The sequence below is a fragment of the Vibrio sp. 2132-1 genome, assembly GCF_033344315.1.
This window is the reverse complement of record NZ_JAWPON010000010.1, coordinates 34,137-59,845: the sequence shown is the minus strand read 5'-3', so window position 1 is coordinate 59,845 and position 25,709 is coordinate 34,137. Positions and strand designations below refer to the sequence as shown.

Sequence of the window (25,709 nt, the reverse complement as noted above, 5' to 3'; positions counted from 1 at the left end):
TGAGATGATGCTTGGAAAGCCTTTGTCTATTGAATCTAGGTTTCAGTTCATTCCCTCCCCCTAAGAGGAGGGAATGAAAACCAAGCTTACGCAGAGATTTCTACTTCGCCGTTGGTTACACGCGTTTTGTACGCTTTCACGCTAAAACGTTCGTCTTCCATGCACGCACCTGTTGTCAGGTTAAAGCGCTGCTTCTTAAGTGGGCTTGCCACCCAAAGCTCGCCTTGGTGCTCACAGATCAAACCGCGAGAAAGCACGTTTGATTGGAAGAACGGGTCTGTGTTGCTGATCGCCAGCACTTCTTCTGCTTGTGTTGGGCGAAATACCGCAACTTGCTGACCATTAACCAAAGCACAAACGCCAGTGCCCGGTACGATGTCGCTGATTTGGCAAATCTTTTCAAATGACATAATCAACCTTCCCTTATGCTTCAGTGATCGCTACGTGTAGGATGTCGCCTTTCGCTTCAGGGTGTTTTTCCGTGAAGGTTGCTGGGCGGTGCTGTTCACGCTCTTGTACAAATACAACGTTGTCATCGCGCTTGTCAGAGTTGATGAAGTGCGCGAAACGAGTCAGTTGTGATTCGTCGTTGATGGTCGCAGTCCACTCACACTCGTACTCGTCTACAAGCTTCGCTACGTCTGCTTCTAGTTGAGCGTTGATGCCAAGCTTGTCGTTAACAATCACTTCGCGTAGGTAGTCAACGCCACCTTCCATGTTTTCCATCCAAACTGATGTGCGTTGTAGTGGCGCAGCAGTACGGATGTAGAACATCATGAAGCGGTCGATGTACTTGATTAGCGTTTCTTTATCTAGATCGCTTGCTAGTAGGTCTGCGTGACGAGGTTTCATACCGCCGTTACCGCATACGTACATGTTCCAACCTGCGTCAGTCGCGATGATGCCAAGGTCTTTACCTTGTGCTTCCGCACATTCACGAGTACAGCCAGAAACACCGAACTTCATCTTATGAGGTGTACGAATGCCTTTGTAACGGTTCTCGATGTAAGAACCTAGACCAACAGAATCTTGAACACCGTAACGACACCAAGTAGAGCCCACACATGTCTTCGCCATACGAAGTGCTTTTGCGTACGCTTGACCTGTTTCGAAGCCAGCATCGATAAGCTTGCGCCAGATCTCTGGAAGATCGTCTTTTTGAGCACCGAACAGACCAATACGTTGAGCACCGGTTACTTTGGTGTATAGGTTGTATTCTGCAGCAACGTTCGCTAGCGCACCCAATGCTTGAGGTGTTACTTCACCACCCGCCATACGTGGGATAACAGAGTAAGTACCGTCTTTTTGGATGTTACCTAGGAAGTTATCGTTCGTGTCGTGCAGCTTAACCAGTTGTGGCTTAAGAATGTGCTCACCCCAGCAAGAAGCCAAGATAGAACCAGCCAGTGGTTTACAAACTTCACAGCCGTAACCTTTGCCGTATTTCTCTAGAAGCTCATCAAACGTTTTGATCTCTTCAATGCGGATTAGGTGGAACAACTCTTGGCGTGAGTATGCAAAGTGCTCACACACGTCGTTCTTCACTTCGATACCAGATTTAGCAAGCTCAGCATTTAGAACAGACGTCACTAGAGGAATACAACCACCACAGCCTGTACCTGCGCCAGTCACAGCTTTGATGTCACCCAATGTGTGGTGACCATCAGCAACCGCTTGTGCGATCTTGCCTTTTGTCACGTCGAAACATGAACAGATCACTGCGCTTTCTGGTAGAGCATCTGCACCTAGTGCTGGTTTCTCAGCACCTGCGTGTGCAGGAAGGATCAACGCATCTGGGTGTTCTGGTAGGTCGATTTCGTTCAACATAAGTTGAAGCAGATCGCCGTAGTCAGAGGTGTCACCAACCATAACTGCGCCAAGCAGTTTCTTGTTGTCTTCAGAAACGATAAGACGTTTGTAAACTTCTTGCTCTTCGTTTTGGTAAACGTAACTCTTACAGCCTTCAGTACGACCGTTCGCGTCACCGATAGAGCCTACTTTCACGCCAAGAAGTTTCAGCTTCGCAGACATGTCAGCGCCTTCGAATTTGCTTTCTGTGTTACCTAGTAGGTGATCAACAGCAACTGTCGCCATCTTGTAGCCAGGAGCAACAAGGCCGTAGAACATTTCGTTCCAAGACGCACACTCACCAATCGCGTAGATGTTCTCATCAGAAGTCTGACAATGGTCGTTGATAGCAACACCGCCACGAGGTGCCACTTCTAGCTCCATTTGGCGTGCTAGTTTGTCTTGTGGACGAATACCTGCAGAGAATACGATGAAGTCTGTTTCTAGCTCTGAGCCGTCAGCAAAACGCATAACGTTGCGTGCGTTTGTGCCTTCTGGCGCAATCTCAAGCGTGTTTTTGCTAGTGTGAACGTTCACGCCCATACGCTCGATCTTTTGTCGAAGTTGGTTACCACCAGCAAGGTCAAGTTGTTCAGCCATTAGCTTCGGTGCGAACTCAACAACATGCGTTTCTACACCCAGTGCTTTCAATGCGCCTGCTGCTTCAAGACCTAGCAGACCACCACCGACAACAACGCCTGATTTGCTCTTCTTCGCACACGCTTCGATCGCTTTAAGATCTTCGATAGTACGGTAAACAAAACAGTCTTTGCTTTCGTGACCTTTGATAGGTGGAACAAATGGGAATGAGCCAGTAGCAAGAATCAGCTTGTCGTATTGAACTTCGCGACCAGTGCTTGAGTAAACAATGCGGTTTTCACGGTTGATGTTAATCGCGCGTTCGCCGATCAGCATGTTAATACCGTGTTTCTCGTAGAAGCCTTCTTTCACTAAAGAAAGTTCATCTGCAGTATGGTGAGAAAAGTAAGAGGAAAGGTGCACACGGTCGTATGCGACACGAGGTTCTTCACAGAAAACCGTAATGTCCATATTAGACATATCAGCTTTCTCGACTAAGTCTTCAATGTAACGGTGGCCTACCATACCGTTACCGATGACTACTAGCTTCAACTTGCTCATTGTACTTCCTAAGGATTAGGTTCTTATCACTGAGCGCATTGTTAATTGTGAAAGAAAATTAATACATGATGTAAATCAATTACAATTTCAAACTACCCTAAAGGGGTAGATGAACGTATTTATCTGACTATTGCGAAATAAAAAGTAATTTATTAACGGATATTGGTAGTTTTAACAAACTGAGATAACCGAAGCCATGCTAGCAACGGACTATACCGTTTTGCTTTTATGAAGTTAGGCTGACCATCGAAACCGAGCACACCTACGATAAATCCTGTTTTGCTTCTAAACGACGCACTCACTTGACTTCACCGTTTCAAGGTGATCAGAGAACAATATCTGAAGTGATTGAAAGATTTAGAAAAATCAAGCTTCACAACAAAAATTTTTTACTAGCTAAGTCGCACTATAAAGACTAAAATCAGGTTTAGTTCATATGGAATAGCGTCCATATGATTGATACCGTAATTGACATATAGAGTGCCGTCCCATTTTTGTGAGGCGGCCTTTTATTTGGGAGTCATAAAATGTCAGAAAACAATTCTATCTACATCTCAAGCTTAGATATGAACCGAATCACAGCCTTGTTGGATAAAATGCCAAACATCGCAGCGGAGCTTGTGGAATTAGAAGCAGAGCTCGACCGAGCAACAGTTCTTGAGCCAGAACAAATGCCAGATAACGTGGTCACGATGAACTCGACTGTAGAGTTTAAATTTTCAGGTGAAGATAGAACCATGACAAAGACACTGGTTTACCCTTCTGAACTGAAAAGCAGTGATGATATCTCTATTTTTGCGCCCGTAGGCAGCGCACTGATCGGTTTGTCTGTTGGTCAAAAACTTGAATGGCCAATGCCAAATAATCAAGTGAAGACAATTGAAATTGTCGATATCACCTACCAGCCTGAGCGTTGTGGTGCACTAAACCGCTAACCCTCAGTAGTCCCGGTGCAAAGGCCTCCATTTAAGACTTTGCACCAGGAGAGCCCCTCGCTTACCCCCTATTTCCTTCTTTGTTTTCCAAGCATTTACTTTGCAGCTCTTAAGTAACATCACCGATTCTTTATTATTTACCGCATATTCAATACTTATATCTCCAAGCTCAACCATAGAAATTGCAAAGTATTTTTCGTATATTGTCGCTCCGAAAACGACGTAAATTATGCGCAAAATGGAAGAATATCTAACTCGAATTGCCTGCTTAGAAAAAGAAAATGAAGAGCTGAAGCGGAAGAATGCGCGACTACAAGAAAAGTTGAATGCTGCACTCGACAGTAATGGACTGTGTTTGTGGGAGCAGCATATTCCTTCAGGTACTTTGACGATATTCAATATGCAGTGGGGCAAAATGCTAGGTTATCAGCCCCATGAGTTAACCGCGACGGTTGAAACGTGGAAAAACAATCTCCACCCTGAAGATTACGATCTTGCGGTGGGTGCATTTGAAGATCACCTAGCAGGCAAGACCGACCTTTATGAGGTAGTGCATCGCATGATTCATAAAGACGGCAGTGATAGCTGGGTCTACGATCGAGGGCGCATCGTCGAGTATGGTTCTGATGGCGAACCACTACGGATGATGGGTACTCATATCGATATTACAAAAGAAAAGCGTTATGAGCAGCAACTGGCCAAGTTGGCTTCGAGTGATCCATTGACTGGATTGTTAAATAGAAAAGCAATTGAGGAAAACTTTAATCATCAACCTCAAACCGAACCGTCTCAGCAGTCTGCTTTAGTGTTTGTTGATATAGATAATTTTAAAGCAGTTAACGACCAGCTAGGCCATCATACTGGCGACACCCTCCTCATCAATATCGCCAATAGCTTAACAGAGCTTGCGTCAAGCAAGTCTCAAGTTGGACGCATAGGAGGCGATGAATTTGTTATCTTAAACTGGCATTCAAGTCGAGAGGAAATATCCCAACTTTGCAATCAACTTTTAGATTCAATCATTCCAGCGATAAATCAAGACTTACATAAAGTAACGATAGGAATGAGTATCGGTGTTTGTCTCTTTAACAAAGGAAAGCAACCGTTTAATGAAGTGTATCAAAAAGCCGATCACGCAATGTATGAGATAAAGAAAAATGGCAAAAATGGAGTACAATTTTTCAACTTAAAAAGTTGATATCTCTCCATAAATCATCATGTTATGAAATCAGTCATTTGCTACAACTTGAACTAACTCAAGATAAATTCTTTATATCTAAGCCAGTTACCGAAATTACCCCTAGGTACTCATAAATTTGGCACGATACAAATAAATCCCCTCCTCTCCTAGCATCAACCCAATAAGCAACTACACTCATTTAACTGATAGATTAATTACTACTATTATGAAGGGAGTTGTTTTTGATGGATACAAAACAGATTTCTACAGTTATCATAATTTTAGTTCTTTCTGTATTAGTAGTTGCTTATTTAAAATTAACAACGGTATCAAATGCTATCCACAAACCTACAACAATCGGTATATCTAAGACGCCTCTGTCAGCCCCTTTTATCATTGCAGAGCACATAGGTGCGTTTGAAGAAAACGATTTAAACGTCGAACTTATCATGTGCTTTGGAGGGGTCGAATGTTCAAACCTACTTCTAGAAAACCATGTTAATTACGCCACTTTTTCTGAAAGCGTACTGATGTTTAAAAGCTTTGAATACAAAGATTTAGCATTAATCACTTCTTTTGCATCTTCTACGAATGATATTAAGCTGCTAACTAAAAAGCGGTCTGGCATAGAAAGTATAGATAAATTACCAGGAAAAAAGGTTGGTGTAATAAAAAAGAGCGCTAGCGAATATTACTTAGACTTGTTGCTACAGGTAAATGACATTGATTTAGAAAAAGTAGAAAAAATATCATCAACAACGCAGGTTATTATAAATCATTTAATGCAAGGAAACGTCGATGCAATATCTACTTGGGAGCCATACGGATTTATGGCCAAGAATAGAATAAATGAAGAAGTAAAGAACATAGGAATTATTGGCGTGTATAAACTTTACTTTTTGCTTGTATCAAAAGAAATACACATTGAAAAATCAGATCAAGAAGTAATGAAAATAATAAAGTCACTTCATCACTCAATTAACTGGATGGATAAAAACCCTCATTTAACAATGAAAATACTATCACAAAAACTTAACATAACAGTTGAAGAAATATCTTGGAGTTGGGATGATTATAACTTTCGATTAAATTTAACGAATTCTTTATTATTTACATTACAATCAGAAGCTAATTGGGCATTAAAACAAAACTATGTAGAAGGACAGATTCCAAATTACAGAAAAATATTTAAAGAAAACTATATCAATTCATATTTTGATGGTCTAGATTAAAATGCATCGTTCGTTAAACTACTATTTAGCATCACTATTCAGTCTAAGCGTAATACTATGTATCAGCGTTATAGTATACATAAGCTTCATAAAAATAGAAGATTATAAAGCCAAGAAACAATTAAACCAAATAATGGACATACAAATATCATTAGAGTCATTAAGTAGTTATCTTTGGGCTTACACTCAAAATAGGGGAAAAAACAATTTCACACAATTCATGATTTCTCATAACAAATTAAACGAATTATTATCTCAAAATGAAGATGTTTTATACCTTACTAAAGACCTAAAAAAAATGAATCTCGAACTGTATTTTTTAGTTCAATACGAAAATAATCATTTACTAGACAAAGATCGCCATTATGATTCAGTCGTAAATTATAATAAATCAAATCCTGTCATACAATCCAGAATAAACATTGTATCCCAGGATATGAATAATGAAATAATATATATTTATAAAAAAATACTTAATAATAAGTCTACAAAACTACAAAATTTAAATTATTACACTCAAGCAGGTATTATTTTTATCTCTCTGGTTGTTATGCTATTATGCTTTTATATAAAAATAAAGTTCAAGAGAAGCTTTCAAAGGTTTATAAATGGAATAAAACAATTAAGCAGGTCAAATTTTGACTATAAAATCCCTTCAGAAAATCAATTCACGGAATTTGAAAATCTGTCTTGTTACTTCAATAAAATGGCGGCATTGTTAAACCACACAACAATATCAAAATCAAAACTTAAAGAAGAAGTAGAGAATCAAACTTCAGTTCTAAATCGTCAAAAAGAAAGTTTGGTATTTTTGTCTGAGCACGACTCCTTAACTAATATCTACAATCGTCGAGCAATAGAAAAACATTTGATCCAGCTTACGCGTAATTTCAGAGGCAGTGAGAATAGTTTTAGTTTGTTTTTTATAGATTTAAATTTATTTAAGGATATTAACGATAGCCATGGCCATGAGGCAGGTGATGCAGTGTTAAAATCTGTAGCTAGTAGATTATCAAGTATTATCGACGAATCAGACATGGTAGGCCGCTTTGGTGGAGATGAATTTATTATTATTCATCGTTCACACACAACAGGTACGTCTCTGTCTGCATGTGCACTACGCTATATCCAAGAAATAGAAAAAGTAATTCATTTTAAAGGTAAAGAGTTATGCGTCGGAGCTAGCATTGGTATTGCACTCTATCCTGAGCATGGGTCGAATGTACATGAATTATTAACAGCGGCAGACAAGTCTATGTATCAGTCAAAACGTTCTAAAGCTAGCTCGTTCACTATTGTCGACAACAGCAGTTCGCTGTTAAAGAGGCCTATGTTTTAATCTAAAGTAGCTGTGGAAACGTTCTACATGCGAATATTCAACGACATCGACCACTGTGGCCACTTACAGTAATAAAACCGCTTTTATCACATAGCAAAAGCTAAACTCGTAAGCTAAACGCTCTCCAGGCATTGAAGAAAAATAATCCATTGTGAATGGTTAATCCTCCCCTTTTAAACGTCAACTTTCACCACCATATGATAGTTAAGATTCATTAACAGGCTATAACTATCCTATGTCTTTTCCTCGTTTATCTGTTCTGGATTTGGCACCCGTGTCCGACGGAACAAACTTCACCGAAACGTTCGAACGCTCCGTTGAATTAGCTCAATCAATCGAGTCCTGGGGCTATCATCGGTTTTGGATGGCTGAACACCATAACATGCCCGACATCGCCAGTGCCGCAACCAGTGTATTACTCAGTCATATTGGAGCGCACACGAACTCGATCCGTTTAGGATCAGGTGGAATCATGTTACCTAACCATGCACCACTAGTTATTGCAGAGCAATTCGGAACGTTAGAGGCATTATACCCTGGTCGTATTGACCTCGGATTAGGACGCGCACCAGGCACCGACTACCAAACAATGCATGCATTAAGGCGGGAACCAGAGCATATGGATCCTGACTTTGAAGAGCTGTTGGAGGAACTTAATTTCTTTCTTGGTCCCGTATCTCGAAATCAACCAGTCGCGGCTTATCCAGGTAACAACACATCTCTGCCGATTTGGCTTCTGGGGTCGAGTACATACAGCGCACGTTTAGCAGCTAAGAGAGGCTTACCTTTCGCATTTGCTGCACACTTTGCTCCAGATGCAATGTCTCGTGCTCTAAACTTTTATCGAGATGAGTTTGTCCCATCCGAGCATTTAGCTCAACCCTATGTGATGATTTGTGCCAACGTTATCGTAGCGGATACTCAGTCACATGCAGATTTTCTCGCGACAACAGAGAAGCAAAAATTCTTAAAAATGATTCGCGGCAATCGCGAAAAACTTCGCGCACCAGTGAAAAGTATGGCACCACTATGGTCAACACAGGAAAAGCTTCACGTTGAAACTCAATTACGTGAATCTATCCATGGTGATCAAACATATGTAAGACAGAAAATTGAGAAACTTTTGGAACGCACTGGGGCAGATGAAATTATGGTAAACACGATGGTGTTTGAACAATCTGAGAAGTTGAGATCCTACAGGTTACTATCGGAACTCATGGACAAGTAAAAGAATGGAGGCGCCTCCCGGAGTCGAACCGAGGTCCACGGATTTGCAATCCGCTGCATAGCCACTCTGCCAAGGCGCCTTTCTGATTTTGTATCTCTGTCACCAAAGATTTTGATGGTGCCCCGGGCCGGACTTGAACCGGCACAGCGCGAACGCCGAGGGATTTTAAATCCCTTGTGTCTACCAATTCCACCACCAGGGCAACGCAATCATGCGATGGGTTAGACACCATCTGTCTCTGCGGCCTTTGCCGTGAGAACGAGGCGTACTTTAACGGATTAATTTATCTGGTCAACAAAAAATTAGTCTCTTTTATTCAAATGGTTAAAAAGCCAACTCAAACGAACAAAGGGCGATCATTTTGCTCACAAGAACATCAGCATGTTTTGCTCTCGTTTACTTTGCTTCATCACTTCATGTCAATGAGGAATCGACAAGTCGCACAAATTGGCAGTATGGGTATAAACTTAACTCGTACTGCAGGGGACAAATAAGCGCTCATCATGTTTCGAAAGTCATCATTTCAATTACCGCTACATACTGATTCCGAACTCGACTTCGTAGTGTCCCACTTCTTACTTACTGAATTTGATTATGCTCGCTCTCTGGAACAGGGGATCGTCCATGACTTGGACCCTGAATATACACACCAGTATCGCGTCACACTAAGGCGCATACGCTCACTATGCTTACTACTTCGCGAACTGATCCCTCCTTTTGAGCAGCGTATTTTGAAACCTCATTTAAAAATAATGATGAAGAAAACAAATAAGCTGCGTGATTTGGACGTATTTATCTTGGGCAAAAACCAATACATTGAAATGCTCCCAAACCACAAATCGTCTCTTGAGCAGCTTTTTGGCTTTATCGAAGCCGAACGTGCTTACGAACAGGCAAAAGTTACGCGTTGGCTAGCTACAGAAGAATACACAACGCACTGCACTTTGGTCAGGAATAGTCTGCTGCGAAGTACGCAACACGAACGAGTGGATAGCAACGTACCTGCGTTACTCTTCGCAAGCCAAAAAATCTCCGATCAATTTAAAAAAGTTGATAAAGCACGACGCAAGATCTCGGACAAAAGTCGCGACAGTGTGATTCATTCGATGCGGATAAAGTGCAAAGCGCTGCGTTATTTGTTAGAAGGATTTTCCACGCTCTATCCTTCCCAACAGCACAAAAACAACGTGAAACAACTAAAACTATTGCAAGACAAGCTCGGTGACTTTAACGACACTTCAAGTCAAATTGAATTTTTCGCACAACTCAAAGAGACAGCAAATCTCAATAAACAAGATCGTAAGGCTTTGAAAAAGCTAATTAACGTACTTAGCGAACATCATGAACTCTCTCGCCAAACCATCTTGACGCATTTAAGCCAGTTTGAGTCTTTCATTCGCGATACCAATACACAGAATCTCTACCGACCCTAAATCAAGGTTCACGTATTTTTAATATTCATTAATTACAGTCAACCGTTAGGCTCCACTAAGAAAGTTAACGTGAAACCATTAAAACGATACCAATACGAGCGCTATGCGGTGCTTTGTAATCTCGCCTACCCTCGCGTCTTCAGGCAAACTCAATACGGGTTCGATCCTAATGGGCAACGAGTCATTAGAAATGAACACGGTAAGATTATGATTCGCGTGCTCTGGAGTAAAAAACAGAGTGAAGTGGTCGTAGTGATTAAAGGCTCACACAGTATCAGTGATTGGTTGTTGAACTTCGCGATGTGGACGAGAAGCTGTCGAAGGTTGGGACTAAACTATCGCATTCACGCGGGTTTCTATCATCTGTTGTTCCAAGAAAGTTTACCGAGCCGGAATGAAGATCGGTTAGGGTTGACCGTGATCGAACGCCTCGAAGGTATCGTTGTACCACTTATTCTCAGGGGAAAAAGAATCACTATTACTGGCCACTCTTCAGGTGGCGCGATTGGCAGTGTTTTTGCTGACTATATTGAGAAAAAATACCCCAAAAGCATTAAACGCGTGGTCACTTTCGGACAGCCCGCTGTCGGGGATTGGACGTTTAAGAAACGCTACCGTTTGGGGCACAAAACATACAGGATTTGTTGCGACATCGACATCGTGACCTTTATGCCGCCCGTACCTTTTTTGTATTGGCATGTAGGCAAAATGCTATGGTTATATAACGGGAGAATATACGAGAACACCCCAACGCTCATACGGCTTGGGCGCTCCTTATTTAGTTGGCTAATGCGACCGTTCTCTTATCACTTTATGAGTAAATACATTCGCGACAAAGACTTTTTTGATGAACGCTGAGTTAAACATCCGAAAGGTATGACGTACAGACACGAAAAAGCCGGACTTCGCCGGCTTTACGATTAAGTGGTGATCTACAGAGAGGCAATTTCTTTTTCAAGTTGATATTTGTTATCTGTGACAATTCGCTCTAACACTTCAACACGTCGCTTCAAGTCACCAATTTGCTTGTTAAGGTTATCTTGTTCTTCTCGGCTCATCGTATTACGTTCAGATATCTCCAACGCTCTTACTTCTTTACGATGGTTCAAGATTAACTTTATTATCCCGCCCCCAAATATGGCACCGAACACAATAGCCACAACCAATACATCAGCAATAGATTCCATTCTTTATCTTCCTCTAGATTATGCTCAAATATAAGTTACTCATTTGTTGAATGAATATCAAATAACACATTGATTCATTGAAAAGATTTATCAAGAATTGCCTACTCTGTATCAAAATCACAGGAATGGATTATTCAACGCCAACCCAAACCGAGACAGATCCGCCGTTTACTGGGAACTCAGCCCAACCATTCGCATCAGTCCAAACTTCTTCAGTTCGGATACCCAACTTGTCTACGTAGCGAGCACTTGGTTTACCCGTATACATCCACTTCGAGCCGCCAGGTCCATCGCTCATGATCACGGCCATTGAATGTGGATGCTTTGCATCACCTTCTCGAGTCCAACCAATTACGTCCCAGTGGTCGAGATAAGAATGTTGTTTGCCATACGCATAATCTTTACGCAGTGTTACTAGCTCTTCAATGTAAGGCACTTTGACCATATTGATGTCATGCCCTTTATCACTGTACTGCGCGCCGTAGTAATCTGCATAAAACACGGATGGATAGCCTTCTTCACGCAATAAGATAAACGCGTAAGCGAGCGGCTTAAACCACCAATCAACCGTCGACTCCAAAGCCTGCAAAGGTTGAGTGTCATGGTTTTCTACTAAGGTTACCGCTTTGACTGAATTGTCCTTCATCAGCGTACCATCCATGATTTGACGCATATCGTAGCTACCACCCGATTTAGACGCATTATAAAAGTTCATATGTAACGGTGCATCAAACAAAGACATGCTGCCAGAGGTTTTGGTGATAAAGTTATGCAGCTGATTCACATCGTAGTTCCAGTACTCTCCGACCGTGAATAGTTCTTTCCCTGTTTTCCAACGTAGGTGATCAATCCATTCTTGCAGGTATTGATATTTGATGTGCTTCACCGCGTCCATTCTAAACCCATCAACACCAGTCATGTTGATATACCACTCACCCCAGTCTTTAAGTTCTTTCTTAACTTCAGGGTGATCCATGTCTAGATCAGCGTACATAAGGTAATCGTAGTTGCCTTTTTCCGAGCTCACTTCCCAATCCCATGCCTTACCCTCACCTTTGAATTTGAAGATAGCTTTTTCTTCGCCAGCATCGTCCCAGTCCACGCCATCAAAGTGGTACCACGTCCAATGAAAGTTTGAGTACTTGTCGTTGCGCCCAGGGAAATCAAACTCTACCCACGCTTCAATCCATTTACCACCAAGTTCAATATTTCGGTTGTTCCAATCGACTCGCTTGGTATCAACCCAAGACTTTCCATCCGCACCACCGCGATGGTTGAACACCACATCGCCATAAATCTGGATATTGTTTTTATGGGCAGTATTGATGGCGCTTAGGTACTGATCTTTGGTGCCATACTTGGTGCGCACCGAACCTTTTTGATCAAACTCTCCCAAATCATACATATCATAAACGCCATAACCGACGTCGTTGCTACCACCAGCACCTTTATAGGCGGGCGGTAACCATAACGCAGTAAAGCCGTTGCCAGATAGTGCCGAAGCGTTGTTTTCAACTTGTGTCCAGAGCGCACCGTCATTTGGCACATACCAATGGAAATACTGCATCATGGTGCCATTTTGTGCCGCCATTACAGGCGAACTGAGCAGCAAAGTTAAGGGTAAAAGTGTAGGTTTAAGGTTGAATGTTTTCATTATTTTTCTCTCACGTTAAGGACTAGAATCCTCCTTTCTGCATATACGCACCAAGCGATACTAACTATGACGCTAGCTAGGTTGCTGCCTGTAATACAAAAAGTTCGGATTACAATCGAAGAGAAACTATCACCAATCACACTATACAATTATTGAGTTGTCTAACATTTATAAAATCAATGATTAGCGCGTTAAAAATATTGAATGGTGATCAAAACATGGGAGACTTTAGGAAAGCGCGAAGGGTTACGAAAAGGTGGACTAAAAACGAAAAAAGCCAGTCATTTAAGACTGGCTTTCGAAATAGTGGAGGCGCCTCCCGGAGTCGAACCGAGGTCCACGGATTTGCAATCCGCTGCATAGCCACTCTGCCAAGGCGCCTTTCTGATTTTGTATCTCTGTCACCAAAGATTTTGATGGTGCCCCGGGCCGGACTTGAACCGGCACAGCGCGAACGCCGAGGGATTTTAAATCCCTTGTGTCTACCAATTCCACCACCAGGGCAACGCAATCATGCGATGGGTTAGACACCATCTGTCTCAGCGGCCTTTGCCGTGAGAACGAGCCGTACTTTAACGGATTAATTTATCTGGTCAACAATAAATTTTATCTTTTTGATTTAAGTGCTTAAAAAGCGATCTGTCTAGTATATTTGGCATTCAATTAGACCAATAAGCACCCGTTCCCTTTCATTAGCTATGAAGTCATACGCATACTAGTGTCCGTAACTGCTTCGAGGTAAACACGCGACTATCACGTTATGAACGCTGATCTTTTCATCGTTGTAACATCTGTAACAATTTGATTCCCTACTCTTGGCACGACTGCGTACAGAACATCATATTTTGTTACCGATAACTTTATATCGAATGTGGTCGTACCTTTATAAAATCATTGACTTTTTTTATTTTCAAACAAAGCTCAATTCATTATCGAAAATATCAATAAATAATGGTACGTTACACGAGTTGCAGTAATTTAATGGACATATATCACATATAAGGATGTGGTTTACTTTGGCGACACAACATAAGAAAAACAAGGTATATCACTAATGTCTATCAAGAATCTTTCTATAGCGAAAAAGATATCGCTATCGTTTTTACTCATTGCCATCGTCAACATTGCATTTGGCGTATTTTTATCTACAGAGCTCAAAAGCATCAAATCTGAGCTTTTAAACTATACCGACGATACGCTTCCTGCAATGGAAAGGGTCGATTCGATTCGAGATCATTTGTCTCGCTGGCGCCGAGCTCAATTTGCTGCGTACACTTATGAAGACGCAGACCAAGTCAAAACTAAAATTTCTAACAATATTAGAGAACGCGAAAAGATCACTAGAGAGCTCAACGCTTACGGTGAAACTATCTGGCCTGGCGAAGAGCAGCAAACTTACCAGCGTCTTATGCGTCAGTGGAAAAAGTACTTGGTTACTATGGACCAGTACAATGAAGCGATGCTAGCTAACGACAAAAGCAAGGCCCACCCTATTTTGGCGAACTCTTTGTCTGCTTTCGAAGCGGTTGACTCAGAGTTAGGCGAACTAATCCGTCTCCTTAAAGAAGCTATGGATAGCAACAAAACTCATATCCTGTCCTCTGTAAATGGATTGAGTAATTCTTCAATTGCAAGTAACGTGATTATTCTACTGATCATGGTAGGCATGACATACGTGCTGACTCGCCTAATTTGTGGCCCACTTAAACTTGTTGTTGAGCAAGCAAATGCCATCGCGACAGGTGATCTATCAAGTGACATTGACCGTAAAGCAATCGGCAATGACGAGCTTGGTGAACTGGCAGACGCGACCACTAAGATGCAAGACGACTTACGCCAAGTTATCGATAATGTGATTGCTGCAGTTACTCAGTTAAGCAGCGCTGTCGAAGAGATGAACCAAATCTCCGATATTTCTGCGTCTGGTATGAAAGATCAACAGCTGCAAATTACGCACATCGCAACAGCAATGACAGAAATGAAAGCGGCCGTAGCCGATGTTGCTCGTAACACTGAAGACTCAGCGAACCAAGCTAACGAAGCAAACCGCCGCACACAACACGGTGTTCGTGAAACCCAAGGTATGGTTGACGCGATTCAAGAAGTTTCAAACGTAATTGGCGCTGCAGGCGATACCGTAGCAGAGCTTGAACAGCAATCGAATAAAATTAACGTGATCGTGGATGTTATCCGCGACATCGCCGATCAAACCAACCTACTTGCACTTAATGCAGCCATTGAAGCGGCGCGTGCTGGTGAGTCTGGTCGTGGCTTTGCCGTCGTTGCAGACGAAGTTCGAACTCTTGCCGGCCGTACGCAAGATTCAACGAGTGAAATCACTTCGATCATTGAGCAGCTACAATCACTTGCAAAAGACGCAAAATCAGCTACTGAACTTTCTAGAACCAGCATCTCAGAATGTGCAGAACAAGGCATTCAATCAAAACAGCTGATGAGCGACATTGAGCATTCGATTTCGGACATCTCAGACATGGGTGCCCAAATCGCCACGGCTTGTAACCAGCAAGACTCTGTTGCGGAAGAGCTTAACCGCAGCATTGAAAACATACATTTGGCATCTCAAGAGGTCTCGCAAGGCTCGGAGCAAACCGCACAGGCGTGCCGCGAACTAAGCCAGCTATCCATTTCTCTTAAAGATGTAATGAGCCGCTTTAAACTGAGTTAAACTCAGTGGGTACCTTAGTAGATATCAAATCAATCCCGATTTGCTTAAATTGAATGTCATCACTGAGGTATATTTAGGTATATATTAAATCACTATCTTCATAAACGCTCCAAAGCACCACTTGGAGCGTTTTACTTCGTCAGGTACTTTCCCCAAGTACTCAATAACATAACCAATACAAAAAACGCGTACGGAGACTTTATGCGCTTAAATAAAACCTTACTATCACTGACTATCGCTGCTGCAATCGCGGCTCCTGTAATGCAAGCTACTGCTGCTCCTCTTCAAATTAGCAATACAGCAGCAAAAGCAGAGCAAGTTCAAGGTGCTAACGCTTGGCTAGAAATAAACTTAGGTCAGTTCCGCGATAATATTGAGCAGTTTAAATCGCACATGGATGGCAAAACGAAAATCTGCGCCGTGATGAAAGCCGACGCATACGGCAATGGTATCGCAGGCCTGATGCCGACTATTATCGAACAACAAATTCCTTGCGTTGCCGTTGCAAGTAACGCCGAAGCACAAACTGTTCGCGACAGTGGCTTTAAAGGCCAACTTATGCGTGTACGCTCAGCGGATATTGGCGAGATTGAAGCCGCAATCGACCTAAATGTCGAAGAGTTGATAGGCACAGCAGAGCAAGCTAAAGCACTGTCTAAACTAGCCGAGAAAGCTGGTAAAGAAATCAAAGCTCACCTTGCTCTGAACGACGGTGGTATGGGACGTAATGGTGTTGATATGACGACAGAAGCGGGCAAGAAAGAAGCGCTAGAAATCGCTCAACAAGCTGGCGTTAATATTGTTGGTATCATGACTCATTTCCCTAACTACAATGCAGACGACGTGCGCCAAAAGTTAGCTTCATTCAAAGACAGTTCTGCATGGCTGATTAAAGAAGCGAATCTAAAACGCGACAACATTTTACTGCACGTAGCAAACTCTTACACCGCGCTTAATGTTCCTGAGGCCCAGCTTGATATGGTTCGTCCTGGTGGCGTTTTATACGGAGACTTACCAACTAACCCTGAGTACCCTTCTATCGTGTCTTTCAAAACACGCGTGGCATCCGTTCACCACCTGCCAAAAAATAGCACAGTCGGTTACGACAGCAGCTACACAACAAGCAAAGAAAGCTTAATGGCGAACATTCCTGTTGGTTACTCTGATGGCTATCCACGAAAAATGGGGAATACAGCAGAAGTTCTGATCAATGGCCAACGTGCAAAAGTTGCGGGCGTTGCTTCAATGAACACCACAATGGTAGATGTTACAGGTATCAAAGATGTTGAGCCTGGTTCTGAAGTTGTTTTGTTTGGCTCCCAACAAGGCAAAACGATTTCAGCTGCTGAGATGGAAAAACACGCAGAAGTCATCTTCCCTGAACTATATACGGTTTGGGGAAGCGCGAACCCTCGTGTCTACGTAAAATAAACCTACTAAGTTATTCGTAACAGAGCGAAAAAGCGAGCCTGGTGCTCGCTTTCTTTCTTATCTACTAATTTGTACTAGCTCGTGATTCTATCAATTAAACAGAGCTTACTATTTCTGTTGTTTTACTCTTCTTTAGCACTACCAAGTGCGACTCTCTACACTCTGTTTCTTAAAGCCGCTTGGATGGCTCATTTTTATATAGCACTTAGTGTTTGAAAGCCCCTCTAATTGATGTTAAACATGAAGTTTACAAAAGAATAACAAACACACTCGTATGGCACTGCCCCTTTGCCTGCTAGCTAGGTATCTCTATGACAGAAAATACTCAACATCTTCAACGCTCCTCCACTGAGTTGCACGAATTTAATCGGCTTGACGTCTGGAACGGCTTCACCCAACTTTTACCTCTCTCTATGTTCGTGGTCATATTTGGCCTCGCTTTCGGTGTTGCTGCCGTACAGACTGGACTAGATGTATTTCCCACTATGTTGATGAGCACACTGGTCTTCGCCGGTGCTTCACAATTTGCCACGTTAGAAATGTGGGGAGCAGAAGTTCCTCTCATTCCAGTTCTTATTACTGTATTTGCTATTAATGCTCGTCACCTCTTGATGGGAGCCACACTTTATCCATGGTTACGACAACTCCCACCAACAAAACGTTACGGTGTAATGCTGGTTGCATCAGACGCCAACTGGGCAATGGCACTCAATGCATTTGGTAGAAAAGAACCAGGCTTTGGCTTGCTTGTTGGTGGCGGCTTAGCGATGTGGTCTTTTTGGATTGTGGGCACCTGGATCGGCATTTATTTTGGTAGCGCAATCAAAGATCCGGTGGGCCTCGGGCTCGATATGGTTATGGGATGCTTCCTGCTGTCTATGGTGGTGGCCGGGCCGAAAGACTTAAGAATCTTTGCGATTTGGGCCATAGCAGCAGCCTCTTCTATGTTGGCGTATTGGTATTTGCCAGAGAATAGCCACGTAGTGGTTGGCGCCATTACTGGCGGAGTATTGGGTGCTTGTTGGAAGGAGAAGAAAGCATGAACATCGAAACAACCATAGGTGGCACACTGCTTATCATCATCGCTATGGCGTTAGTCACGCTCATAACCCGCTGGGGCGGAGTGTATGTTATGTCATTCATTCCAATTAGCGAACGGGTTCAACGTTTCATTACTGCGATGTCAGGCTCCGTACTGGTTGCCCTTTTAGCTCCGCTAGCAGTAGAGGGTGATAATGGTGCTAGAGCAGCACTGTTTTCTACTGCTGTTGTCATGTTCATCGTGAAAAAGCCTCTACCAGCAATTGCAGCAGGCATCATCGCCGCCGCCGCGGTACGTGCTCTTTAGTCGCTGTTTCAACGCCGATACCAGTCATCAATAAAAGACCCAAAACACAAAGCCCTGATGTCACAAGTGTCATCAGGGCTTATCTTATGCTCATCATTTGAACGATGAACAACGATTATTAATCATAGTGAGACAGCACATTACGCACAGCAGTTACAATTGCGCTTATATTTGTCCATTTTACCAATACCAGGGTTAAAGGTATTGGTTGGGTCTAATTCGTGGTAAAACTTCTGCAACGAGTTTTCGGCTTCATACAAGTGACCCACATTATGTTCTGCTGGGTATTTGGCACCACGGCTATTGAGGTGCTCTAGCATCAGCTTTTTCATCAACTTCGTGTCAGTCCCTTTTTTGAAAATGTAATCTTGATGGAAGACGTAACACATAAAGTGACCATAATAGAGCGCTTGAACAAGGTTCTTACTCACCTCTTCAGGCAAAGTTTCTAGCCACTCTTCATCATTGCGTCGCAATGCGATATCAAGTGCAACGATGTCTTCTACGTCTTTTCGATGAATCGTCTCGTACCGAATTGCTGCACCAGCGGCTGCAAAGCGATGTAAATAAGCTTTTTTACCTTCTTCCGGCGTACACTCGAAGAAATCACAGTCGTCTTCAACAGCCCAAACTTCTTTGAGGTATTTTTGTGCTTCAGCAATACCACCATCACTCATTTTCAATACCAGGTGATGCTCATACTTGTCACGGAAATCCAGCATTCGCTCTGGTAAATGTTGTGGGAACAACTTGCTCGCGTAGTACAAAATGGTGTCTGGCAGATATTTACTGACAAACGGGATGCGCTCTAAGAAGTTTTCTACCTTAGCTTTAAGTGCGAACATTTTTGGCAGCTTATCTGTGCCTAACAAGTCGATGGATAAGAACACATCCTTGCCGTACTTCTCTGCCATGTTGAAGATATCTCGATGCAAGTATTCTCCCATCTCAGGCAAGTTATCAAACGTAGATAAGAAGTCTTTTCGCAACTTCGTTAGTTTCGCAGGGTCATTGGTGCCAAGGTAAAAAACCTGCTCTTTTTCGGGTACTGGGTAGCTGTCAACCCGAACGGCAAAAACCCCCAACTTACCAGCGCAGCCACTGGCTTCAAATAATCGGCGTTCATCGGCATTAAAGCGAGAAGGAATGTCAGAAGTCACGTCTCGAACACGTTCATCGTATTCTTTGTCTGATGCCATTCGCTCATCATGAATGATCTTCGCTGGGTCAAAGTTCCCTTCTTGCAAGTTTGTTAGAATTTCTTCTGGCGTTTCACCTAACCCTTCAATACCAAGGTGGTTCACCAAATGTAACTGGCCTTGCTTATCGACCTGCGCGTAGAGCGCCAGTTCCGTATAAGCAGGACCACGCTTAACTAGCGCACCGCCTGAGTTATTGGCGATACCACCGACCACAGTGGCACCTAGCGATGAAGAGCCGATGATAGAATGCGGTGCTCGGTTCACTGCCTTCAACTCTTTCTCCAAAGAGTGTAAGCTCGCACCAGGCAAGCAAACCGCCTGCTTACCACCATCTAATAAGTGAATCTTCTTGATTTTGGTAATATTGATCACAACCACATCGCGATCATAATCATTACCACTCGGAGCTGAGCCCTCTGTTAAACCTGTTTTAGCCGCCTGCATGATAATGATGCAGTTTGCTTCAACACACTGTTTAATAATCTTCCATTGTTCTAGAAGAGTGTTAGGAAACACGATAGCAAGCGCATTACCACTACCCGAACGAAACCCCGAGCGGTAATATTTCGTTTTAACCTCGTCGGTTAGAACATTTTCTTCCCTCACGATGGTTTTAAATTCTTCAATCAGCTGCTTTTGTTTCATATCCGTATCTCTAGTTATTGTACTTCGCTCACAACACCGCTTAGCGGCAGGCATGGCGTTTGAGCCACTATAAGCAGTCCATTTCTCTGCGTCTATGTCAGGCGGACGAACAATACGTAATCAATAAACAACAAACAAAATAATTCTTTATTTTTCTGTTACTTATCTTTCACATTTGAGAAATTTAACGTAAGAAACAGACCGTTTCTTAAAAGAAACAATAGCAAAACCATTTGTTAACAGTTGTGCGAGGTATCTTGTTATCAATATTAGTGAAGAAAACGAGGAGAAGCGTAAGCCCCTAAATTTAAGAGGATTCTTAGAAATGAAGATGGAAACATAAGCTCAACACCAATATAACGATCGGTGTTGAGTTATTGGCTTAAAATCGATGGTTTTGACTTTGAAAGCTTGTGTATAAATGATCGATAAAGATCTTAATTTTTTCTGGTTGCTGACGAGTGTAGGGATACACCGCATAAATACCCAAACATTTGGCGGTTTCGTCTTTAAATAACTGAATCAGACTGCCTTGCTTTAAGTCTTCATAAACCAATACACGCGGTACATAGATGATTCCCTGCCCTAACAGCGCCACATTTCTCAATACAGAAGAATTGTTGGTACAGAGGTTACCGTCGACGGTGATTTGATATACTTCGTCTCCATCTTTAAACGCCCACTCATGCGCTCCGGTTTCTTGGTAGGAATAGACTAAACAATTGTGTTTAGCCAAGGCTTGAGGTTGTTTAGGTATGCCATGTTTAGCTAGGTATTGGGGTGACGCGCAAATGATCCAATTCGCATCCACCAGCTTTCTTGCAATCAGACTAGAATCTGGCAACACACCCGTTCTAATTGCCAAATCAAAACGTTCATTCACGATATCGACGAAACGATTATCTAGATCCATATCGATATTGATGTCTGGGTATTTCTGATTAAATTCATTAATCACTTGAGGAAGAATTAATTCACCAGAGATAGTAGGCACCGAAATTTTAATGTTTCCAGATAAGTTTTTACCTAAACCCACAATGGATTCTTCCGCCGTTGCCACCGCTTGATAAACCGCTTTTGCATGAGTAAAAAACGCTCGTCCTGCTTCAGTCAACGTTAGCGTTCGCGTTGTTCGGTAGAGAAGCTGTACACCAAGCTCTTGTTCAAGCTTGGCAATGCGTTTACTGACGACCGATTTAGTCAGTGACATATGTCTCGCGGCAGCACTGAATGAACCTTGCTCGATCAAGTGATAAAAAATGATGTAATCGTCGGTATTTCTCATGCGTCTTCGTCAAATCCTTTGGAAGCCCGTATTGTAAACTGAAATTGGCTGAGGTGTGAAACATCGGGTCACACTTAATATCAGAAACTCGTGACAGAGGTGGGGTTGCTAAGCTCACAGGTAATGAAAAAGAGATGGTGTGAATTTATCAGTCTTCAGATACAAAAAAACCAGCTGTCGCTGGTTTTAAGTTGATGCACTTGGCATCGAGATACCGCCATGGCCATATCTGAATAATTTGGAGCGACACACGAGGTTCGAACTCGTGACCTCAACCTTGGCAAGGTTGCGCTCTACCAACTGAGCTAGTGTCGCATTTATTCTCGAAAGCCATTCGCTCTCAAAAGAATAATGGAGGCGCCTCCCGGAGTCGAACCGAGGTCCACGGATTTGCAATCCGCTGCATAGCCACTCTGCCAAGGCGCCTTTTATTACGCTTCAGGGCTCTACCCCGTTGCGTTGGTGGCTACTTTACGGATTGAGAGAAGATAGTCAAACAAAAATATTTCATTTTCTGTTCGTTTGATTTCTTTTAAGTCAATTCGACCAAAGTTCGATCTTATTGGCTTAAAACGAAGCAATATAAATCTAGCTTTCAGTTCGTTTTGTCCCATGAAACATTAAGGCGTTTAATAGTTGCTGACCCTTTTTAGCAATCTTCCCACAACATTAGGGTGATAAGACCAAGTGTGATCAAACATCGACATTAATGCAGGATTTCCGTATTTCGATAAGCTAATCGCGTGAAAACGGTTTTTCTTCGCTTTGAGCGCATCCACTTTGGCCAGTAACTCGTCTTGTTGTTTTGGCGCGATAAAGTCGGAAATGACTACCATGTCTGCGTTTTTATATTTATCACCGCTCATCAAGTCGATAGATTTAATCAAAGTTGGCTCTAAGTCTGTACCACCATGGAAGCTATAAGTTAGAAAGTCCGCCGCCTCGCGCAGACCATCTTGTTTGGTTAGTTCGTAGGTAATGTGTTCCGTAGAAAAAATAATGACATAGCAATCACGTTGCTCCGCTAGTGCGATTTGCATCAGAGCATAAGCCATGGCTTTGGCGCATTGCTCAGGAAAGCCACTCATGGAACCGGACGCGTCCACACAAACAATGAAGGGGCCTTTTTCGATATCTACCGCTTTATGGTCAGGTCGGTGAGCTTTAACTTTACGCAACGTGCGCGATTTGCCTTGTGTACGATAGTTCATGAGCCGTTTATCAACTAAGTGTTTATAGAACACAACTTCAAGTTCAGGATACGCCAAAAACATCGTTTCGTTGGGAAGTAGCTTATTTAGATCATCGCTTTCGTGAATACCGACAATATCATCCGTCGCCTCATCACTTTTCTCTTCGACCAATTGAAGTTCTTCAGTGGGCGCACGATTTAGTTCAGGATCATTTACTTGCCCCGCCATACGACCGAGTTGCTCCGCAATTTCTTGCAAGCCTTGGTGCTTCTCCAGAAACTCAGCATGGCGTTTCATCACCGTTAAGTCTGTTTTACTCAACTTGGCAGATGCCATATCCCACAGGCGCCCTACACTTTCAGCGTCACCCGACTCCGTGACTTTATCCATATTACGCATGGTTTCCATACGTTGATACAGGTCATTCAGCACCTTTTCTTTATTGGCTTCAAGCTCGCTTACTTGCGCTTGTTTTATTGCATCGGTGAGGCTTTGGTACCATTGATCACAAAAGTAATGAGGGAACATAGGGTTATTCATCCCTTTGTTCTTTTCCATCATTCGGCGAGCTTGCATGTAAAACGCAGAGTGCCATTCCAGCTTTTTAATCACATCTTCGATGTTTTCAAAAAACGCCTCCTCATCCCAGTGAATGACCTCTTGATATAAAGACAGCTCTTGTTGGAAACGCTCTGTCTCACATACCTTGGTGATCCGTTTTTTGACGCTGCCTCGCCACTTTAACAAGTGACCTTTGACCGAAGATTTAACACCTCGGTTTTCTGCCATCATCATGACTTGTGAACGCGCCATCAAATCATTAACTGCGCTATCGATGATGCCAGAGTCGGCCACCATCAGCGCGAGGTTAAGTCCGTCTGCACCTAGCATGTCGTCTCCTTATGAGAAAAACTGATTTAAGTTTTTAAAGCGTTGGATAACTTTTTCACTTTCTGCTTGGATTGATTCAAGTCTCTGACTAACCTGTTGCAGACTCGACTCCATTAGGCGGGGTAATTCAGGATCAACAAAGCTATGCGGAAGCGCATCATGAAAGTTCGCTTTCACCTTGCGCATATGGTGTTCTGCCTCACTAAGCTGATTTACGGCTTTTTCGCTCTGCGTTAACCACTTTTGGTAGAGCTCTACATCCAAGCCCTCTTGAGTCACTAGGCTAACCAAAATGCCTCGATTCGCGATATCACGGATAGCTAGGTTATTCGCCGCGTCAACGTCAAATCGTAAACGGCACATGTTGGTGTTTTGATTGACGTAACCATACACATCACCGCTTCCCTCTTTAATGACTCGATCTAACTCATCTTTGGGTACATAAACCCAGCGGCTATCACCTTTTTCTGATTCTGAAACCGACATGTTACTTTGCAAGACAACCAATTTAACTAAGTTAACGGCTGCGCCAACTTTGTACATCTTGGCTTTAGAGGTATCAAAGCGCATGGTTTCTTTACGCAAAATACCCGTTGCCGCTTCAGACGTTAACGTCATGCGGTAGGCATCTTCTAGTTCATGTTGAACATCAACCAAAGACTCACGGCAGTACTCAATTTCCTGCTCCGCGTCTTGTTGATCAAATGCATGTTTTAAGGCGAACTCTTGAACCACTTCACGTACCACATCTCGCGATTCAGGACTGTTCCATAAACAATCTTGCAACAGTAGAAGGTCAAGAGGATTGATTTCATCGCGACCATTAAAAAACGCGCTCGCTTTTAACAACTTCACGGCTTTCTTCCAGCGGCGGTCAGAGACATACATATCGGTATTGGCCACATCACCAAACTGAGCTTCAACTTTGCTTTCTAACATCGTTTTAAGCTGGAAAAGCTTTTCGAATGCATTGTCGGTTAACGTCAATTTGTCGAGCTGTTGTTGCCATTGATGATATTCTTCATCAGTTATCGCTAGGCCTTCTGGTACTTGTGCCTCTTGCGATGTGCCCACAGTCAACATCGACTTAAAGTTTTGTTTATTCTGAATTCGATTCACAAACACACGCACCAACATGCGGTCGTAGAGCGCATCCAATCCACTATCTTCATCGGGTAATTCATTGGAAGCCGATACCAACAAGCGCATTGGCACACGCTCGATATCGCTGCCATTTTTGAATGTTTTCTCATTAACCACTGTCAGCAATGTATTAAGAATTGCAGGGCCCGCCTTCCAGATTTCATCCAAAAATACGACTTGTGCAGTTGGCAAATACCCTTTAGTTAAGCGAACATAACGGCCGTTGTCTTTTAGCTCTTGGATACTCAGTGGCCCAAACACCTCTTCAGGGGTTGAGAAGCGCGTCATCAGGTATTCGAAGTAACTGCTGTTATCGAACGCTTGGATGAGTCGTTTGGCAATTAAGCTTTTTGCAATACCAGGGGGACCTAAAAGAAAAACACTTTCACCAGCAAGTGCAGCAAGAAGGCAGAGCTTGATCGTATGTTCACGCTCATAAACGCCATCCGTTAACGCTTTCGCCAATTTATTGATGCGTTCTGAGAGAAGCGCTTTTTCGGCATTTGAGGTAAATAAGGTTTGTGTCATACGTTCTCCGGCTGCTGAAGTGGTATTGCGTTAACATTTTTATACACTTGTTATAACTTTGTTACAAATGTATTTTGTCGAATTCCCCTTATAGCAGATGCTTTCCCCCTTCTTGACGAAGCAATCAAAGTTTCCATTTATGAGACATTGCTCACTTAAAGTGCAAACGCTTTCGTCGTGT

At 42.8% G+C, this 25,709-nt stretch carries 19 protein-coding genes and 6 tRNA genes; 11 read left to right on the top strand and 14 right to left on the bottom strand.

The annotated features are described in order from the left end of the window. Nucleotides 1-86: 86 nt before the first annotated feature. Both nirD and nirB read right to left on the bottom strand, forming a co-directional pair. Nucleotides 87-410: a nitrite reductase small subunit NirD gene (nirD, locus tag R8N47_RS12865; protein ID WP_054575426.1), complete on the bottom strand. Its 324-nt coding sequence runs from the start codon at nucleotides 408-410 to the stop codon at nucleotides 87-89. Nucleotides 411-423: 13 nt separating this feature from the next. Next, entirely contained in the window at nucleotides 424-2,988 is a 2,565-nt protein-coding gene (gene nirB, locus R8N47_RS12860) for a nitrite reductase large subunit NirB (protein ID WP_064354813.1), read from the bottom strand. Between the two features lie 527 nt (nucleotides 2,989-3,515). On the opposite strand from nirB, the gene rnk reads away from it, so the two are divergent. The 5 genes from rnk (at nucleotide 3,516) to R8N47_RS12835 (ending at nucleotide 8,902) form a co-directional block, all read left to right on the top strand. Next, entirely contained in the window at nucleotides 3,516-3,923 is a 408-nt protein-coding gene (gene rnk, locus R8N47_RS12855) for a nucleoside diphosphate kinase regulator (protein ID WP_005376048.1), read from the top strand. 238 nt (nucleotides 3,924-4,161) lie between these two features. Continuing rightward, nucleotides 4,162-5,121, top strand: coding sequence for a GGDEF domain-containing protein (locus tag R8N47_RS12850; protein ID WP_025767735.1), 960 nt, complete (start codon nucleotides 4,162-4,164; stop codon nucleotides 5,119-5,121). A 227-nt stretch (nucleotides 5,122-5,348) separates the two neighbouring features. Beyond that, nucleotides 5,349-6,335 carry an ABC transporter substrate-binding protein gene (locus tag R8N47_RS12845; RefSeq protein WP_064354814.1) on the top strand — a complete coding sequence of 329 codons (987 nt, stop codon included), beginning with the start codon at nucleotides 5,349-5,351 and terminating at the stop codon, nucleotides 6,333-6,335. Nucleotides 6,336-6,468: 133 nt separating this feature from the next. Then, entirely contained in the window at nucleotides 6,469-7,674 is a 1,206-nt protein-coding gene (locus tag R8N47_RS12840) for a GGDEF domain-containing protein (RefSeq protein ID WP_226977227.1), read from the top strand. A gap of 235 nt (nucleotides 7,675-7,909) precedes the next feature. Continuing rightward, complete coding sequence (locus R8N47_RS12835) at nucleotides 7,910-8,902, top strand: LLM class flavin-dependent oxidoreductase (protein WP_064354816.1); 993 nt, start codon at nucleotides 7,910-7,912, stop codon at nucleotides 8,900-8,902. A 5-nt stretch (nucleotides 8,903-8,907) separates the two neighbouring features. On the opposite strand, the gene R8N47_RS12830 is transcribed toward R8N47_RS12835, so the two are convergent. Together R8N47_RS12830 and R8N47_RS12825 are read right to left on the bottom strand one after the other, a co-directional pair. Continuing rightward, nucleotides 8,908-8,981: transfer RNA gene (locus tag R8N47_RS12830), tRNA-Cys, on the bottom strand. 36 nt (nucleotides 8,982-9,017) lie between these two features. Next, a tRNA-Leu gene (locus R8N47_RS12825) sits at nucleotides 9,018-9,104 on the bottom strand. Between the two features lie 301 nt (nucleotides 9,105-9,405). Here R8N47_RS12825 and R8N47_RS12820 point away from each other — a divergent pair. Further along, nucleotides 9,406-10,335, top strand: coding sequence for a CHAD domain-containing protein (locus tag R8N47_RS12820; RefSeq protein WP_064354817.1), 930 nt, complete (start codon nucleotides 9,406-9,408; stop codon nucleotides 10,333-10,335). A 69-nt stretch (nucleotides 10,336-10,404) separates the two neighbouring features. Beyond that, nucleotides 10,405-11,193 carry a lipase family protein gene (locus tag R8N47_RS12815; protein ID WP_005375991.1) on the top strand — a complete coding sequence of 263 codons (789 nt, stop codon included), beginning with the start codon at nucleotides 10,405-10,407 and terminating at the stop codon, nucleotides 11,191-11,193. A gap of 74 nt (nucleotides 11,194-11,267) precedes the next feature. Here R8N47_RS12815 and R8N47_RS12810 read toward each other — a convergent pair whose 3' ends face one another. The 4 genes from R8N47_RS12810 to R8N47_RS12795 all read right to left on the bottom strand — a co-directional run bounded on the left by R8N47_RS12810 (nucleotide 11,268) and on the right by R8N47_RS12795 (nucleotide 13,680). Further along, nucleotides 11,268-11,522 (bottom strand): hypothetical protein, encoded by a 255-nt coding sequence (locus tag R8N47_RS12810; RefSeq protein ID WP_005375990.1) that lies wholly within the window; start codon nucleotides 11,520-11,522, stop codon nucleotides 11,268-11,270. A 130-nt stretch (nucleotides 11,523-11,652) separates the two neighbouring features. Further along, nucleotides 11,653-13,176 (bottom strand): alpha-amylase, encoded by a 1,524-nt coding sequence (amyS, locus tag R8N47_RS12805; protein WP_064354818.1) that lies wholly within the window; start codon nucleotides 13,174-13,176, stop codon nucleotides 11,653-11,655. Between the two features lie 307 nt (nucleotides 13,177-13,483). After that, nucleotides 13,484-13,557 (bottom strand) — tRNA-Cys (locus tag R8N47_RS12800). Nucleotides 13,558-13,593: 36 nt separating this feature from the next. Continuing rightward, nucleotides 13,594-13,680: transfer RNA gene (locus tag R8N47_RS12795), tRNA-Leu, on the bottom strand. A 550-nt stretch (nucleotides 13,681-14,230) separates the two neighbouring features. Here R8N47_RS12795 and R8N47_RS12790 point away from each other — a divergent pair. The 4 genes from R8N47_RS12790 to R8N47_RS12775 all read left to right on the top strand — a co-directional run bounded on the left by R8N47_RS12790 (nucleotide 14,231) and on the right by R8N47_RS12775 (nucleotide 18,641). Beyond that, on the top strand, nucleotides 14,231-15,862 hold the full coding sequence (locus tag R8N47_RS12790; RefSeq protein WP_017820195.1) for a methyl-accepting chemotaxis protein: 1,632 nt from the start codon (nucleotides 14,231-14,233) through the stop codon (nucleotides 15,860-15,862). A 201-nt stretch (nucleotides 15,863-16,063) separates the two neighbouring features. Next, nucleotides 16,064-17,293, top strand: coding sequence for an alanine racemase (gene alr / locus R8N47_RS12785; protein WP_064354819.1), 1,230 nt, complete (start codon nucleotides 16,064-16,066; stop codon nucleotides 17,291-17,293). A 311-nt stretch (nucleotides 17,294-17,604) separates the two neighbouring features. After that, nucleotides 17,605-18,336, top strand: a complete 732-nt coding sequence (locus R8N47_RS12780) for an AzlC family ABC transporter permease (protein ID WP_017820197.1) — start codon at nucleotides 17,605-17,607, stop codon at nucleotides 18,334-18,336. Next, entirely contained in the window at nucleotides 18,333-18,641 is a 309-nt protein-coding gene (locus R8N47_RS12775; RefSeq protein ID WP_005375985.1) for an AzlD family protein, read from the top strand. Before R8N47_RS12780 ends, R8N47_RS12775 begins: the two co-directional genes overlap by 4 nt. Nucleotides 18,642-18,781: 140 nt before the next feature. Here R8N47_RS12775 and dld read toward each other — a convergent pair whose 3' ends face one another. The 6 genes from dld to R8N47_RS12745 form a co-directional block, all read right to left on the bottom strand. Further along, nucleotides 18,782-20,488: a D-lactate dehydrogenase gene (gene dld / locus R8N47_RS12770; protein ID WP_064354820.1), complete on the bottom strand. Its 1,707-nt coding sequence runs from the start codon at nucleotides 20,486-20,488 to the stop codon at nucleotides 18,782-18,784. A 382-nt stretch (nucleotides 20,489-20,870) separates the two neighbouring features. Further along, nucleotides 20,871-21,773, bottom strand: coding sequence for a LysR family transcriptional regulator (locus R8N47_RS12765; protein WP_017633645.1), 903 nt, complete (start codon nucleotides 21,771-21,773; stop codon nucleotides 20,871-20,873). Nucleotides 21,774-22,012: 239 nt separating this feature from the next. Further along, nucleotides 22,013-22,088: transfer RNA gene (locus R8N47_RS12760), tRNA-Gly, on the bottom strand. Between the two features lie 37 nt (nucleotides 22,089-22,125). Next, nucleotides 22,126-22,199: transfer RNA gene (locus R8N47_RS12755), tRNA-Cys, on the bottom strand. Between the two features lie 203 nt (nucleotides 22,200-22,402). Further along, nucleotides 22,403-23,857, bottom strand: a complete 1,455-nt coding sequence (gene viaA, locus R8N47_RS12750) for an ATPase RavA stimulator ViaA (protein WP_064354821.1) — start codon at nucleotides 23,855-23,857, stop codon at nucleotides 22,403-22,405. Nucleotides 23,858-23,866: 9 nt separating this feature from the next. Further along, nucleotides 23,867-25,528: an ATPase RavA domain-containing protein gene (locus tag R8N47_RS12745; protein ID WP_053349930.1), complete on the bottom strand. Its 1,662-nt coding sequence runs from the start codon at nucleotides 25,526-25,528 to the stop codon at nucleotides 23,867-23,869. Nucleotides 25,529-25,709 lie beyond the last annotated feature (181 nt).

Excerpts from the sequence above, each read along its gene's own strand:
- R8N47_RS12835 (WP_064354816.1), top strand. The coding sequence starts at position 7,910 with ATGTCTTTTCCTCGTTTATCTGTTCTGGATTTGGCACCCGTGTCCGAC.
- rnk (WP_005376048.1), top strand. The coding sequence starts at position 3,516 with ATGTCAGAAAACAATTCTATCTACATCTCAAGCTTAGATATGAACCGA.
- R8N47_RS12820 (WP_064354817.1), top strand. The coding sequence starts at position 9,406 with ATGTTTCGAAAGTCATCATTTCAATTACCGCTACATACTGATTCCGAA.
- R8N47_RS12810 (WP_005375990.1), bottom strand. The coding sequence starts at position 11,522 with ATGGAATCTATTGCTGATGTATTGGTTGTGGCTATTGTGTTCGGTGCC.
- nirB (WP_064354813.1), bottom strand. The coding sequence starts at position 2,988 with ATGAGCAAGTTGAAGCTAGTAGTCATCGGTAACGGTATGGTAGGCCAC.
- nirD (WP_054575426.1), bottom strand. The coding sequence starts at position 410 with ATGTCATTTGAAAAGATTTGCCAAATCAGCGACATCGTACCGGGCACT.
- R8N47_RS12845 (WP_064354814.1), top strand. The coding sequence starts at position 5,349 with ATGGATACAAAACAGATTTCTACAGTTATCATAATTTTAGTTCTTTCT.
- R8N47_RS12775 (WP_005375985.1), top strand. The coding sequence starts at position 18,333 with ATGAACATCGAAACAACCATAGGTGGCACACTGCTTATCATCATCGCT.
- R8N47_RS12780 (WP_017820197.1), top strand. The coding sequence starts at position 17,605 with ATGACAGAAAATACTCAACATCTTCAACGCTCCTCCACTGAGTTGCAC.
- amyS (WP_064354818.1), bottom strand. The coding sequence starts at position 13,176 with ATGAAAACATTCAACCTTAAACCTACACTTTTACCCTTAACTTTGCTG.
- R8N47_RS12850 (WP_025767735.1), top strand. The coding sequence starts at position 4,162 with ATGGAAGAATATCTAACTCGAATTGCCTGCTTAGAAAAAGAAAATGAA.
- R8N47_RS12745 (WP_053349930.1), bottom strand. The coding sequence starts at position 25,528 with ATGACACAAACCTTATTTACCTCAAATGCCGAAAAAGCGCTTCTCTCA.
- dld (WP_064354820.1), bottom strand. The coding sequence starts at position 20,488 with ATGAAACAAAAGCAGCTGATTGAAGAATTTAAAACCATCGTGAGGGAA.
- R8N47_RS12840 (WP_226977227.1), top strand. The coding sequence starts at position 6,469 with ATGGACATACAAATATCATTAGAGTCATTAAGTAGTTATCTTTGGGCT.
- R8N47_RS12790 (WP_017820195.1), top strand. The coding sequence starts at position 14,231 with ATGTCTATCAAGAATCTTTCTATAGCGAAAAAGATATCGCTATCGTTT.
- viaA (WP_064354821.1), bottom strand. The coding sequence starts at position 23,857 with ATGCTAGGTGCAGACGGACTTAACCTCGCGCTGATGGTGGCCGACTCT.
- R8N47_RS12765 (WP_017633645.1), bottom strand. The coding sequence starts at position 21,773 with ATGAGAAATACCGACGATTACATCATTTTTTATCACTTGATCGAGCAA.
- alr (WP_064354819.1), top strand. The coding sequence starts at position 16,064 with ATGCGCTTAAATAAAACCTTACTATCACTGACTATCGCTGCTGCAATC.